The sequence below is a fragment of the Pseudacidovorax intermedius genome (assembly GCF_003350475.1).
Lineage (GTDB): Bacteria > Pseudomonadota > Gammaproteobacteria > Burkholderiales > Burkholderiaceae_C > Xenophilus > Xenophilus intermedius.
Map to the genome: position 1 here is coordinate 176,994 of NZ_QQAV01000010.1, position 14,078 is coordinate 191,071.

At 66.4% G+C, this 14,078-nt stretch carries 14 protein-coding genes; 9 read left to right on the top strand and 5 right to left on the bottom strand.

Annotated features, from left to right (window positions below; translation table 11 throughout):
* The first annotated feature begins 15 nt into the window (after window positions 1-15).
* The gene (locus DFR41_RS21850) at window positions 16-564 is read left to right on the top strand and encodes a hypothetical protein (RefSeq protein ID WP_114804271.1); all 549 of its coding nucleotides are present in this window, start codon (window positions 16-18) and stop codon (window positions 562-564) included.
* A 54-nt stretch (window positions 565-618) separates the two neighbouring features.
* Here DFR41_RS21850 and DFR41_RS21855 read toward each other — a convergent pair whose 3' ends face one another.
* From DFR41_RS21855 to DFR41_RS21875, 5 genes are all read right to left on the bottom strand, one after another.
* A complete protein-coding gene (locus DFR41_RS21855; protein ID WP_043114965.1) occupies window positions 619-1,398 on the bottom strand; it encodes a foldase protein PrsA in 780 nt (259 codons plus the stop codon).
* A 109-nt stretch (window positions 1,399-1,507) separates the two neighbouring features.
* On the bottom strand, window positions 1,508-1,783 hold the full coding sequence (locus DFR41_RS21860) for a BolA family protein (RefSeq protein ID WP_017761609.1): 276 nt from the start codon (window positions 1,781-1,783) through the stop codon (window positions 1,508-1,510).
* Window positions 1,780-2,328 carry a septation protein A gene (locus tag DFR41_RS21865; RefSeq protein ID WP_114804272.1) on the bottom strand — a complete coding sequence of 183 codons (549 nt, stop codon included), beginning with the start codon at window positions 2,326-2,328 and terminating at the stop codon, window positions 1,780-1,782. The genes DFR41_RS21860 and DFR41_RS21865 overlap by 4 nt, the downstream gene beginning before the upstream one ends.
* A gap of 30 nt (window positions 2,329-2,358) precedes the next feature.
* Window positions 2,359-2,781, bottom strand: a complete 423-nt coding sequence (gene msrB / locus DFR41_RS21870; RefSeq protein WP_114804273.1) for a peptide-methionine (R)-S-oxide reductase MsrB — start codon at window positions 2,779-2,781, stop codon at window positions 2,359-2,361.
* Window positions 2,778-4,271 carry a protein adenylyltransferase SelO gene (locus DFR41_RS21875; protein ID WP_114804274.1) on the bottom strand — a complete coding sequence of 498 codons (1,494 nt, stop codon included), beginning with the start codon at window positions 4,269-4,271 and terminating at the stop codon, window positions 2,778-2,780. The genes msrB and DFR41_RS21875 overlap by 4 nt, the downstream gene beginning before the upstream one ends.
* 202 nt (window positions 4,272-4,473) lie before the next feature.
* Between DFR41_RS21875 and DFR41_RS21880 the strand changes: the two genes are divergently transcribed.
* From DFR41_RS21880 to DFR41_RS21915, 8 genes are all read left to right on the top strand, one after another.
* Window positions 4,474-6,105: a 3-(methylthio)propionyl-CoA ligase gene (locus DFR41_RS21880; RefSeq protein WP_114804275.1), complete on the top strand. Its 1,632-nt coding sequence runs from the start codon at window positions 4,474-4,476 to the stop codon at window positions 6,103-6,105.
* A 132-nt stretch (window positions 6,106-6,237) separates the two neighbouring features.
* Entirely contained in the window at window positions 6,238-7,473 is a 1,236-nt protein-coding gene (locus tag DFR41_RS21885) for a branched-chain amino acid ABC transporter substrate-binding protein (protein WP_114804276.1), read from the top strand.
* A 182-nt stretch (window positions 7,474-7,655) separates the two neighbouring features.
* The gene (locus DFR41_RS21890; RefSeq protein ID WP_114804277.1) at window positions 7,656-8,888 is read left to right on the top strand and encodes a branched-chain amino acid ABC transporter substrate-binding protein; all 1,233 of its coding nucleotides are present in this window, start codon (window positions 7,656-7,658) and stop codon (window positions 8,886-8,888) included.
* A gap of 157 nt (window positions 8,889-9,045) precedes the next feature.
* Window positions 9,046-9,993 (top strand): branched-chain amino acid ABC transporter permease, encoded by a 948-nt coding sequence (locus DFR41_RS21895; RefSeq protein WP_017760881.1) that lies wholly within the window; start codon window positions 9,046-9,048, stop codon window positions 9,991-9,993.
* Window positions 9,994-9,996: 3 nt separating this feature from the next.
* Entirely contained in the window at window positions 9,997-11,313 is a 1,317-nt protein-coding gene (locus DFR41_RS21900; RefSeq protein WP_052383662.1) for a branched-chain amino acid ABC transporter permease, read from the top strand.
* Between the two features lie 52 nt (window positions 11,314-11,365).
* Complete coding sequence (locus DFR41_RS21905) at window positions 11,366-12,142, top strand: ABC transporter ATP-binding protein (protein WP_017760879.1); 777 nt, start codon at window positions 11,366-11,368, stop codon at window positions 12,140-12,142.
* A gap of 1 nt (window position 12,143) precedes the next feature.
* The gene (locus DFR41_RS21910) at window positions 12,144-12,842 is read left to right on the top strand and encodes an ABC transporter ATP-binding protein (protein ID WP_017760878.1); all 699 of its coding nucleotides are present in this window, start codon (window positions 12,144-12,146) and stop codon (window positions 12,840-12,842) included.
* A gap of 259 nt (window positions 12,843-13,101) precedes the next feature.
* Window positions 13,102-14,078: enoyl-CoA hydratase-related protein (locus DFR41_RS21915; protein ID WP_211322639.1), on the top strand; the 977-nt coding region annotated here is incomplete at its 3' end.

Here is a 14,078-nt window from a genome sequence, read left to right on the forward strand (position 1 = left end):
CGCATACTCGCGCCCATGCAACTGCACCAGATCACCGTCGAGTACGTCGCGCCGGAAGACCGGCTGCTGCTGCACCTGGTCGCACAGACGGGCGAACGGACCTCGCTGTGGATCACTCGCCGGCTGCTGTTGGCCCTTCACGGACCGCTGCACCAGGCCGTGTCGCGTGCCCATGTCGCGGCGGAATGGGGGGCCGTGCCCTTGCCGGATGGCGCGGCGGATCTGCTGGCCGAATCGGCGCGTGCCCAGGCGCTGCGCGAGGCTGACTTCGCTACGCCGCCGCAGACGGCCACCGATGCGAAGCCCCTCCTTCCAGGCGCCGTGCCCGTGGTGGGCGAGGTGACCCTCGGCGTGCCGGTGGGTGCGGAGGCGGCTGGCCAACTGGCCATCCGCTGGCGGACGACCGATGGGCGCGACGTGGAACTCAATGTGCCGGCCGCGGCGGCCACGGCCTTGCAGACCCTGCTGGTGCAGGGCGCCGAGCGTGGTGGATGGGGACTTGCCGCGCCAGACGACAAAACGGCCCGGACGCAGGAAGCATCCGGGCCGCGATTCATGAACTGACCAGTTGGGCGCCGGGCGCCCCGAACCGTCGCCACCCGGAGGTGGCCGGCGGATTTACTCGACGCGCGCCTTGCTGCGCAGCTCTTCCTGGTACTTCTGCAGCTTCTGCTGCTGCATCTGCTGCGTCAGCTGGGCCTTCACCTCGTCCAGCTTGGGGAACTGCATCTCGCGCGTGTCGTCCAGGCGGATGATGTGCCAGCCGAATTCGGACTTGACCGGCGCCGCGGTGGTCTCGCCCTTCTTGAGCTTGACCATGGCCTGCGAGAACTCGGGCACCAGGCTGGCCGGGGTGGTCCAGTCCAGGTCGCCACCGTTGGCGCCGGAGCCCGGGTCCTTCGAGTACTTCTTGGCCAGGTCTTCGAACTTGGCGCCCTTCTTGAGCTCGGCCAGGATCTTGTTGGCCTCGTCCTCGGTCGGCACCAGGATGTGGCGGGCGTGGTATTCCTTGCCGCTGTTGGCCGCCGCGATCTTGTCGTACTCGGCCTGGATCTCGGCGTCGGTGACCGGATTGGTCTTGCGGTAGTTGTCGAACAGCTGACGGATCAGGATGGCCTGGCGAGCCAGTTCCATCTGCGCCTTGAACTCGTCGCTGCGGTCCAGGCCCTGCTTCTGCGCTTCCTGCATGAAGACTTCGCGCGTGATCACTTCCTCGCGCAGCTGGTCCTGCATTTCGGGCGTCACCGGCCGGCCGGCGGCGGCCAGTTGCTGGGCCAGTACCTCCATGCGTGCCTTCGGTACGGGCTTGCCGTTGACGATGGCGGCGTTCTGCGCCAGGGCAGGCAGCGAAGCCGCCAGCGCGGCAGCGGCCAGAACGTGGAGCACTTGTTTTTTCATGATCGGAAAACGGCTAGGAGGGTCGGATTGGCGCCGGAATCGGGCCGATGGAGGGGAAGGGGGGAAGAGGCCTGGCGGCAGGTGCCGGTGGGACCGGCGCAGCGCTTGCTCAAAGTGTCTCGATGGCGATCGCGTGCAGGCCGCGTGAAACAAAAGGCTGGACGGCATCATACACAAGGCGATGCCGCGCCACCCGCGTGCGGCCCTCGAAAAGCGGGGAGGCGATGCGCACGCGGAAGTGGGTGCCCCAGCCCGCCGCGGCAGCGCCGGCATGGCCCGCATGGGCGGCACTTTCGTCCAGCACTTCCAGATGGGTGGGCTGCAGCTGCGCGCGCAGGGCGGCCTCGAGTTCGTCGACACGCGGCAGGTCTGCGTCGTTGCTCATGCCGATTCCTTGTCGCTGGGTTGCGCCTGCAGATGAGGTGCGACATACAGCCCCTGCGCCACCAGGAAGGCGATGGGAAAGACGTAGCCCCAGAGCTTGAAGTTGACCCAGGCGTCGGTGCTGAAGTACAGCGCCACATAGGCATTGATGGCCGACATGAAGGCGCAATAGAAGACCCAGGCCACGCCCAGGCGGCGCCAGATGCGGTCGGGCAGCACTAGCTGGCTCCCCAACAACATCTTGAGCACGTTGCGGCCCATGCCCCACAACGCCACCGCCAGTGCAAGGGCCATGGCGCCGTAGAGCACCGTCGGCTTCCACTTGATGAAGCGGTCGTCGTGCAGGGCCAGCGTCAGGCCGCCGAACAGCAGGATCAGCACCAGCGTCGCCTTCTGCATGGGCTGCAGCCGGCGCTCCATGGCGTAGACGATGGCCATCTGCACCACCGTGACGGCCATCAGCACGCCGGTGGCGACGTAGATGCCGTAGAACTTGAAGGCGCCGAAGAACAGGACGATCGGCAGGAAGTCGAGCAGGGCTTTCATGCGGGGAGAGGATGGCGCCTTCTTTATGGCTTACTCGGTGTCTTCGGGCTTGAAGTCCAGCGAGGCCGAGTTCATGCAGTACCGCAGGCCGGTGGGCGCCGGGCCGTCGGGGAAGACGTGGCCCAGGTGCGCGCCGCACTGGCTACAGACGGTTTCGGTGCGCACCATGCCGTGGGAGCGGTCCACATGCTCGGTGATGGCGCCCGGCACGGCCTCGGCCGAGAAGCTGGGCCAGCCGCAGCCGGCGTCGAACTTGGTGTCGGAGTCGAACAGCTTGGCGCCGCAGCAGATGCAGTGGTAGCTGCCGTCGGCCCAGTGCGCTTCGTACTTGCCGGTGAAGGGCCGCTCGGTGGCGGCATGGCGGGTGACGTTGAAGGCGGCGGGCTCGGCGCCCTTTTCGGCCAGCAGCGCCTTCCATTCGGCGTCGGTCTTGCGGATGGTGGGTTCGGTCATGAGGAGCAGCTGATTTCGATGGCAGATGCCCAGTCGGGCGGGAAGTCGGCATAGGCGTCCATGCCGGGATGCTCGTCAAATGGGGCCTCCAGCAGCGCAAGCAAGGTGTGGACGCCGGAGAAGTCGCCCTTCTGGGCGGCTTCGATGGCCTGCTGGCCCAGGTGGTTCCGCAACACGAAGCGCGGATTGGCGCGCAGTGTAGCGACGGCCGCCGCCGCGTCGGCGTCGGTCGGGCGGCGCTCGAAGGCCGACAACCAGTGTCGCCAGCTGGTGCGGTCCACGAACAGGTCGTCCAGCGGATCGGCCGGGCCGCCGGCACGGTAGTGGGCGAAGCGGCGCCAGAAGATGGTCCAGTCGATGCGCTCGGCGGCCATCACGCGCAGCAGCGCCTCCAGCAGCGCGGCGTCGCCGGCCACGGGCTGGGCGAGGCCCAGCTTGGCCAGCATGGCGGCTTCGAAGCGCAGCGGGAAGACCTCGCGGTAGGACTTGAGGGCCGCCAGCGCGAGTTCTTCCTCGCCGATCAGCGGCATCAGGGCCTGCGCCAGGCAGAAGAGGTTCCAGTAGGCGACGTTGGGCTGGGCGTTGTAGGCATAGCGGCCCTGGGAATCACTGTGGTTGCAGACGTGGGCCGGGTTGAAGCCGTCCAGGAACTGGAAGGGGCCGTAGTCGATGGTCAGGCCCAGGATGGACATGTTGTCCGTGTTCATCACGCCATGGCAGAAGCCCACGGCCTGCCACTGCGCCATCAGCGCCGCCGTCCGCTCGCTCACGGCGTTGAGCAGGCTGGCGTAGGCATTGGCGCCAAAGCGCGTGTCGCTGCGGCAGTCCGGGTAGAAGCGGTCGATGACGAAGTCGGCCAGTTGGCGCAGTTCCTCGTGCTGGCCCCGACTGGCGAAATGCTCGAAGTGGCCGAAGCGGATGAAGCTGGGCGCGACGCGGGTCACGACGGCGGCGGTCTCGATGCTTTCGCGCGCGACCGGCGCGGGCGAACCGACAAGCGCCAGGGCGCGCGTGGTGGGAATGCCCAGGGCATGCATCGCCTCGCTGCACAGGAACTCGCGGATGCTGGAGCGCAGCACGGCCCGGCCGTCGCCCATGCGCGAGTAGGGTGTGCGGCCCGCGCCCTTGAGCTGGACCTCGAAGCCGCTGTCGGTCTCCCCGAGCAGGATCGCCCGGCCGTCGCCCAACTGGCCGGCCCAGACGCCGAACTGGTGGCCGCTGTAGACCGTGGCGAGCGGATCGCTGCCTTCCAGCACGGCATTGCCGGCCAGGGCCTGCAGGGCTTCGGGCGATTCGAGCCGGTCGCGCGACCAGCCCAGCAACTGCCGCGTCCGCTCGCTGGTGGCGATCAGCGTCGGCGAGGGCAGGGGCGTGGGGCGCAGGCGGGTGAAGAAGGCCGGGCCGAGGCTCGCGAAGCCTTCGCGCCAGTGCGGCGCGGCATGGCCCTCCACGCTGGGCACGGAGGGGCTGGACGAGGGCAGGGAACTCATCGCCGGATTGTCCGTGAAGCCTTTTCGCCCGCCGGATTTACGGGGATTCCCGATGGGGTGCGCATGCTGCACTGCGCAATACTCAGCCGGCTTTGTCCATGGCCGGCGCGCCCGGCGCCAGCATTCCACGCCCGGGCTGCCGCGCAGCCATGCGACACACGACCCCATCCGCCTTCGCCTTCGCTACCAAGGAGCCTCCCACATGCTGGGCCTGATGCAAGACCGCCCCCTGCTGATTTCCAACCTGCTCGAGTTCGCCGAGCGCCATCACGGCGACGGCCAGATCGTCTCGCGCCGTGTCGAGGGCGACATCCACCGCTACACCTGGGCCGATTGCGCACGCCGCGCGCGCCAGGTGGCCAACGCCGTGGAAGCCGAAGGCCTGCTGTTCTCCGACCGGGTGGCCACGTTGGCCTGGAACGGCTACCGCCACCTGGAGCTGTACTACGGCGTCTCGGGCAGCGGCCGCGTGCTGCACACGATCAACCCGCGCCTGCATCCCGACCAGATCGCCTGGATCGCCAACCATGCCGAAGACCAGGTGCTGTGTTTCGACCTCAGCTTCCTGCCGCTGGTGCAGGCCGTGCACGCGCGCTGCCCGACGGTGAAGAAGTGGGTGGCCCTGTGCGATACCGACAAGCTGCCGGCCGACAGCGGCGTTCCGGGCCTCGTCAGCTACGAAAACTGGATCGGGGGCCAGACCGATACCTACGACTGGCCCAGCTTCGACGAGAACTCGGCCTCCAGCATGTGCTACACGAGCGGCACCACGGGCAATCCGAAGGCCGCGCTCTACAGCCACCGCTCGACCATCCTCCACGCCTACGCCGCCTGCCTGCCCGACGTGATGTGCCTGTCGGCGCGCGACTCGGTGCTGCCGGTGGTGCCCATGTTCCACGTCAATGCCTGGGGCATTCCGTATTCCGCGGCGCTGGTGGGCGCCAAGATGGTGTTCCCCGGCCCGGCGCTGGACGGCAAGTCGGTCTACGAACTGATCGAGGCCGAGGGTGTGACCTTCGCGGCCGGCGTGCCCACGGTCTGGCAGATGCTGCTGGGCCACATGCAGGCGCAGGGCCTCAAGTTCAGCAAGCTCAACCGCACGGTGATCGGCGGCTCTGCCTGCCCGCCGGCCATGATCAACGCCTTCCGCGAGCAGTACGGCGTGGATGTGCTGCATGCCTGGGGCATGACCGAGATGAGCCCGCTGGGCACCCTGTGCACGCTCAAGAACAAGCACCTGTCGCTGCCGGCGGAGGAGCAGCTGGCGCTGCGCATGAAGCAGGGCCGCGCCATCTTCGGAGTGGACATGAAGATCGTCGGCGACGACGGTGAAGAACTGCCCTGGGACGGCAAGACCTACGGCGACCTGCTGGTCAAGGGCCCGTGGATCGTCAAGGAGTACTTCAAGGGCGAGGGCGGCGACCCGCTGCGCGGGGGCGGCTGGTTCCCCACCGGCGACGTGGCCACCATCGACACCGATGGCTTCATGCAGATCACCGACCGCAGCAAGGACGTGATCAAGTCCGGCGGCGAATGGATCAGCTCCATCGACATCGAGAACATCGCCGTGGCCCATCCGTCCGTGGCCATGGCGGCCTGCATCGGCGTGTTCCACCCCAAGTGGGACGAGCGGCCGATCGTGGTCGTGGCGAAGAAGGCCGGGGCCGAGGTCACGCGCGAGGAACTGCTGAAGTTCTACGAGGGCAAGACGGCCAAGTGGCAGATTCCGGACGACGTGGTCTTCGTCGACGCGATCCCGCTGGGCGCAACCGGCAAGATCCTCAAGACGCGCATCCGCGAGCTGCTCAAGGACTACAAGCTGCCGGGGCTCTGAGCCATTCACGGCGGGCTGTCGCCTGCGCGATAGGGAAGGCCGCATCCGCGGCCTTTTTTTCGGGTGTTCCCTGAGCGCTGGCGGCGGCCCCGTGGCTACGCTGCGCGGACCCAACACCCGGAGACAACACCGATGAATGTCCGCTTGAAGCACCTTGCTGCCGCCGCGCTGGCCGTGATGGCCACCAGCGCCTTCGCCCAGAAGGGCGAGACCGTGAAGATCGCCTGGATGGACCCGCTCTCGGGTCTCATGGCCGCCGTCGGCACCAACCAGCTCAAGACCTACCAGCTGCTGGCCGAGCACTTCAACAAGACCAATGCCTCGGGCGTCAAGTTCGAGATCATCGGCATCGACAACAAGCTGAGCCCGCAGGAGACCACGGCCGCACTGCGCTCGGCCATGGACCAGGGCGCGCGCTACGTGACCCAGGGCAACGGCTCCGGACCGGCCCTGGCCATCATCGACGCGCTGGAAAAGCACAACGCGCGCAATCCCGGCAAGGAGGTCGTGTACTTCAATTACGCCGCGGTGGATCCGGACCTCACCAACGGCAAGTGCAGCTACTGGCACTTCCGCCTGGACGCCGACACCTCCATGAAGATGGAGGCGCTGACCACCTACATGAAGGACCAGCCGGAGATCAAGAAGGTCTACCTGATCGGCCAGAACTATTCGCACGGCCAGCAGGTCAGCAAGTTCGCCAAGGAGCACCTGGCGCGCAAGCGGCCCGACATCCAGATCGTGGGCGACGACCTGCATCCGCTGGCACAGGTGCGTGACTTCGCGCCGTACATCGCCAAGATCAAGCAGTCCGGCGCCGACACGGTGATCACCGGCAACTGGGGCTCCGACCTGGCGCTGCTCATCAAGGCCGCCAACGACGCAGGCCTGCTGGACACGGTGAAGTTCTATACCTACTACGCCTTCGGCTCGGGCGCGCCCACGGCCATGGGCGCCTCGGCCGCCGGCAAGGTGTACGTGGTGGGCTACGGCCACTACAACATGGGCCCGCCGATCCAGCCGCTGATGGCCGACTTCAAGAAGCGCATGAACGACGACATGACGCAGAACTCGATCTATCACACCTTCGCCCTGCTCGACGCCGCCTTCGTGAAGACGAAGTCGACCGATCCGGTCAAGGTGGCTGCGGCGCTGGAGGGCATGAAGATCAAGAGCTTCAACGGCGAGGTCGAGATGCGCAAGGCGGACCACCAGCTCCAGCAGGGCCTGTACATCACCCGCTGGGAGAAGGCCGGCGGCAAGTATCCGTATGACGCGGAGAACACCGGCTACACCTTCGCGCCGGTCAAGTACTACGAACCCTACGTGGCCAGCACGCCCACCAGCTGCCAGATGAAGCGGCCCTGACGCGCATGCACCAGTCGTGTGCTACCCGAGGGTAGAAATGGTGCGGCGGCGGCTGTCGCCCGGGTGATAGAAAAGGCTTTCTCCAGAGGGGAATCGCGGGGCTTTCCCCTAGCGAGCGCGCAGTGAAGCACTGTACGCTCGTGCAAGTTCCGGCACCCGGGACACCACACAGGAGACATGCCTTGAAGACCTCTTTCAACCTGACCGCCGCCGCCTGCGTTCTGGCCTTCAGCAGCAGCGCTTTCGCCCAGCAGGGCGAGACCGTCAAGATCGCGTGGCTCGACCCGCTGTCGGGCCTGATGGCCGCGGTGGGCACCAACCAGCTCAAGACCTTCCAGTTCCTGGCCGAGGAGTTCAACAAGAAGAACGCGGCCGGCGTCAAGTTCGAGATCATCGGCATCGACAACAAGCTGAGCCCGCAGGAGACCACGGCGGCGCTGCGCTCGGCCATGGACCAGGGGGCGCGTTACGTCGTGCAGGGCAACGGGTCCGGACCGGCGCTGGCCATCATGGACGCGCTGGAAAAGCACAACGCGCGCAATCCGGGCAAGGAGGTGGTCTACATCAACTATGCCGCGGTGGACCCCGACCTCACCAACAGCAAGTGCAGCTACTGGCACTTCCGGCTGGACGCGGACACCTCCATGAAGATGGAGACGCTGACCACCTACATGAAGGATCAGCCCGAGATCAAGAAGGTCTACCTGATCAACCAGAACTACTCGCACGGCCAGCAGGTCAGCAAGTTCGCCAAGGAGAACTTGGCGCGCAAGCGGCCCGACGTGCAGATCGTGGGCGACGACCTGCATCCGTTGGCGCAGGTGCGCGACTTCGCGCCCTACATCGCCAAGATCAAGCAGTCGGGCGCCGACACGGTGATCACCGGCAACTGGGGCTCGGACCTGGCGCTGCTGATCAAGGCCGGCAACGACGCGGGCCTGAACGTCAAGTACTACACCTATTACGCCGTGACCAGCGGCACGCCCACGGCCATGGGCGCCGCCTCCGACGGCAAGGTTTATCAGGTCGGCTACAGCCACTACAACGCCGACGGCCCCATCAAGCCGCTGACCGAGGCCTACAAGAAGAAGTTCAACGACGACATGTACACGACCGTGATCTACACGGCCTTCTCCATGTTGACCGACGCCTTCGTGAAGACCAAGTCCACCGATCCGGTGAAGGTTGCTGCCGCCATGGAAGGCATGAAGTTCAAGAGCTTCAATGGCGACGTCGAGATGCGCAAGGCCGACCACCAGCTGCAGCAGGGCCTGTGGATCACCCGCTGGGAGAAGGCCAGCGCCAAGTACCCCTACAGCCCTGAGAACACGGGCTACACGCTGGCGCCGGTCAAGTACTACGAGCCCTACGTGGCCAGCACGCCGACCAGCTGCCAGATGAAGCGGCCCTCCTGATACCGTCGGGTAGCACGGGCCGCGCCGGCATGCCGCGCGCCGGCCCGGATGCCACCCCTCCGCTGCCCGCCGGCGCACCGCGCCGGCCATGCTCACCGCGCCTGCCGGAGACCGCCTCCGGTCCCGGGGCCGGATGTTTTCCTGAGGCTCGACGACAGTGGAATTCTTTCTCATCTCTCTTCTGAACGGCGTGAGCTACGGGCTGCTGCTCTTCATGCTCAGCTCCGGCCTGACCCTCATCTTCAGCATGATGGGGGTGCTCAATTTCGCGCACACCAGCTTCTACATGCTGGGTGCCTACTTCGCGTACACGCTCTCTGGCGTGCTCGGCTTCTGGCCGGCGCTGTTCATCGCACCGCTGCTTGTGGGTGCGCTGGGCGCGGCCTTCGAGCGCTACAGCCTGCGCCGGGTGCACAAGTTCGGCCATGTGCCGGAGCTGCTGGTCACCTTCGGGCTGTCCTATCTGATCCTCGAGGTGGTGCAACTGGTGTGGGGCCGGTCCACGGTGCCCTACGGCCTGCCCGAGGCGCTGCAGGGGCCGCTCTTCACGCTGTACGGCACGCAGTTCCCCAAGTCGCGCTCCTTCATCATGCTTGTCGCATTGCTGATGCTCGTGGCTGTCTGGCTGCTGCTCACCCGCACCCGCATCGGGCTGGTGATCCAGGCCGCGCTCAAGCACCCGGAGATGGTCGAGGCGCTGGGCCACAACGTGCCGCGCGTCTTCATGCTGGTGTTCGGCGGTGGCGCCGCGCTGGCGGGCCTGGCCGGCGTGATCGGCGGCAACACCTACGTCACCGAGCCGGCCATGGCCGCGTCGGTGGGGTCGATCATCTTCGTGGTGGTCGTGGTGGGCGGCATGGGGTCGCTGGCGGGCGCCTTCCTGGCCTCGTTGCTGATCGGTATCGTGCAGACCTTTGCCGTGGCGCTGGACCAGTCCATGGCCTCCGGCCTGCGTGCCCTGGGCATGGCGGTGACCGACCAGACCTTCGGCTATCCGCTGCTCAAACTCACCATCTCGCAGGTGGCGCCCATCCTGCCGTACCTCTTCCTGGTACTGATCCTGATCTTCCGGCCCAAGGGCCTGCTGGGAACCCGCGAGGACTGATCGATGAGTGCCCTCCCCATGACATCACCGACCACCTACTACCGCTTCAAGCCGCTGAACCTGGGCCGAATCCTCGTCTGGGGCCTGTTCGCGCTCGCGCTGATCGTGGCGCCGCTGGTGTTCACCAGCAGCCTGGCGCTGACGATGCTTTCGCAGATCGGCTACCTGATCATCATCTGCCTGTCGTACAACATCCTGCTGGGGCAGGGTGGCATGCTGAGTTTCGGCCATGCCGTCTACACCGGCCTGGGCTCCTTCATCGCGGTGCATGCGATGAACATGGCCTCCAAGGGGCAGATCCCGATGCCGCTGGTGCTGATTCCGGTGGTCGCCGGTGTGGCGGGGGCCTTCTTCGCCGCCATCTTCGGCTTCGTGACGACCAAGAAGTCGGGCACCACCTTCGCCATGATCACGCTGGGCATCGGCGAGCTGGTGGCGGCCATGTCGCTGATGTTCCCGGGCTTCTTCGGCGGCGAGGGCGGCATCACCACCGACCGCGTTTACGGCAAATTCCTGATGTGGAACTTCGGCCCGCAGATCCAGGTGTACTACCTGATCGCCGTCTACTGTTTCATCTGCACGGCACTGATGTTCGCCTTCACCGGCACGCCGCTGGGCCGCATGCTCAACGCCGTGCGCGACAACCCGGAGCGCGTGGAGTTCGTGGGCTACAACACGCAGCGCGTGCGCTACCTCTCGTTCATCATCGCGGGCTTCTTCGCCGGCATCGGCGGCGGGCTGGCTGCGATCAACTTCGAGATCGTCAACGCGTCGGACAGCCTGTCCACCATCCGCTCGGGCGGCTACCTGCTGTTCACCTTCCTGGGCGGCGCGACCTTCTTCTTCGGGCCGATCATCGGCGCCGTGCTGCTGGTCTTCGCGTCGATCCTGCTGTCGGAGCTGAGCAAGGCCTGGCTGCTGTATCTGGGCCTGGTGTTCCTGTTCATGGTGATGTTCGCGCCCGGGGGCGTGGCCAGCCTGATCATGATGAACGTGCGGGTGGCACGCTTCGGCAAGCTGGGCCGCTTCACGTGGCTTTACGTGGGCTTGGTGGCGACGGGTGCGCTGATGGCTGCGGGCTTCGCCGGCATCGTCGAGATGCTCTATCACATGCAGCTCAACGCCGCGCTCGGGCCGACGGTGAGCTTCTTCGGCATCGGGCTGGACACCTCCTCGGCCACACACTGGACGCTGGTCGCCGCCGTTGCGCTGGTCGGTCTGGCGCTGTTCGACCAGGTCCGCCGCCGATTCGCCCGCCGCTGGGGGCAGGCGCAGGAAGAGATCGAGGCGCAGATCAAGCGTCAGGAGATGGCCGCATGAACGGCATGAACCTGACGGCCCGACATTCATTGGCACGCCTGGAGCGCGGAGCATGAGCAACAGCGAATACGCGATCGAACTGAAAGACCTGCGCAAGAGCTTCGGCCGCACCGAGATCATCCGCGGCGCCAACCTGGCCGTGCGCGCCGGCGAGCGCATTGCGGTCATCGGCCCCAATGGCGCGGGCAAGTCCACGCTGTTCAACCTGATCAGCGGCCGGCTGCATCCCACCAGCGGCGAGGTGCTGCTGCATGGCGAGCGCATCGACGGCCTGCCGCCGTACGAGATCAACCGCAAGGGGCTGTCACGCAGCTTCCAGATCACCAACATCTTCCCCAAGCTGTCGGTGTTCGAGAACCTGCGCTGCGGCGTGCTGTGGAGCCTGGGCTACCGCTACACCTTCCTGCGCTTCCTGTCGCGGTTGGACGATGCCAACGAGCGCACGGAGGTGCTGCTGCGCCAGGTGGGCCTGGAGCGCAAGCGCGACGTGCTGGCCGTCAACCTCACCTATGCCGAGCAGCGCGCGCTGGAGATCGGCGTGACGATCGCCGGCGGCGCCAGCGTGATCCTGCTGGACGAGCCCACGGCCGGCATGAGCAAGACCGAGACCACGCACTTCATCAACCTGATCAAGGAAGTGACCGTCGGCAAGACGCTGCTCACGGTGGAGCACGACATGGGCGTGGTCTTCGGGCTGGCCGACAAGATTGCGGTGGTGGTGTATGGCGAAGTCATCGCCTTCGACACGCCCGAGGCCGTACGTGCCAATGCGCGGGTGCAAGAGGCCTACCTCGGCTCGCCCGTGGCCGAGGCTCAAGGAGGACACTGACATGACGCTGAAGGTCGAAGACCTGCATGCCTACTACGGCAAGAGCCATGTGCTGCATGGCGTCTCCTTCGCCATCCAGCCCGGCGAGATCGTTGCGCTGCTGGGGCGCAACGGCTCGGGCCGCTCCACCACGGCCAAGGCCATCATGGGCCTGGTGCACGGCGAGGGCGCAGTGCATTGGAAGGGGCAGAACATCCTGCGCCGCAAGGCCTACGAGATTGCGCACCTGGGTATCGGCTACGTGCCGGAGAACCGCGACATCTTCCCCAAGCTCACCGTGCACCAGAACCTGATGCTCGGCCAGAAGGGTTCTGGCAAAGGCAGCCGCTGGGGCTTCGAGGACATGTACCAGATGTTCCCGCGCCTCAAGGAACGCCAGCACACCGAGGCCGGCGTGCTGTCGGGCGGCGAGCAGCAGATGCTGACGCTGTGCCGCACGCTGATGGGCGACCCTGAACTCATCATCATCGACGAGCCAACCGAGGGCCTGGCGCCCAAGATCGTCGAGTTGGTGGGCCAGTACCTGCGCACGCTCAAGGACAAGGGCGTGTCGGTGCTGCTGATCGAGCAGAAGCTGACCATCGCCATGCACATCTCGGACCGGGCGCTGGTCATGGGCCACGGCAGCATCGTGTACGACGGCACCCCCGACGGCCTGCGGGCGGACGCCAACATCCGCAAGGAATGGCTGGAGGTCTGAAGCTTCCATGCAAGGGCCTTGGCCCTGCCGAAAGTGGGGGCGCGAGCCCCTTCTTTTTTGCCTTCGCGCGGTCGCCAGTTCAAGCTCGCGGCTGTTTGTCCCGGGAGCGACTGGCAGCGGTTGTCGAGACATCCGATCTGCCTAGAATGGCCCGAAAAGAACACTCGTGCTTTTTTAGGAGACAACAGCGCACGCCGGGCTCGCCGGCGACCTGCGCAAGGCTCCGAACGCTCCCTCATCGCAACCCAAGGAACGCAGCATGACGGCTGAATACAAAGTCCACGGCGACGTGGCCGTGATCACCATGAGCAACCCGCCGGTCAACGGCCTGGGCTACGCCACGCGGGTCGGCATCACCGACGGCCTGGCCAAGGCCCTGGCCGACTCGGCCGTCAAGGCCGTGGTGATCACCGGCGCGGGCAAGGCCTTCTCCGGCGGCGCGGACATCAAGGAATTCGGCTCGCCCAAGGCGCTGGCCGAGCCCAACCTGCTGTCGGTGATCCTGGCGCTCGAAGCCTCGACCAAGCCGCTCGTGGCCGCCATCCATTCGGTCTGCATGGGCGGTGGGCTGGAACTGGCCCTGGGCTGTCACTACCGTGTGGCTGCACCGGGCACCAATGTGGCGCTGCCCGAGGTCAAGCTCGGCCTGATTCCTGGCGCGGGCGGCACGCAGCGTCTGCCGCGCGTGCTGGGCGTCGAGGCGGCCCTCAACATGATCGTGAGCGGCGAGCCGGTCAAGAGCGAGCGCCTGGCAAGCCTGCCGGGCCAGAAACTGTTCGACAAGATGGCGGGCTCGGCCGAGTCGGTGCTCGAAGAGGCCATCGCCTTCGCCCGCGACGCGGCAGCCAAGGGCGGCGACCTGCCGCTGGTGCGCAACCTGCCCTGCCGCCATCCGCAGGGCGATGCCTACTTCCAGTTCGCCAAGAACATGGTGGGCGGCATGTCGAAGAACTATCCCGCGCCGCTCAAGTGCGTGGAGGCCGTGCAGGCCGCCACCAAGATGAAGTTCGACGACGGCATGGCCTTCGAGCGCCAGAACTTCATCGCCCTGATGTTCACGCCCGAATCGGCGGCCCTGCGCCACCTGTTCATGGCCGAGCGCGCCGCCGGCAAGATCGCCGACGTGCCGGAAGACACGCCGCAGCGCCCCGTCAAGACGGTGGGCGTGATCGGCGCCGGCACCATGGGCGGCGGCATCAGCATGAACTTCCTGAACGCCGGCATCCCGGTGACCAT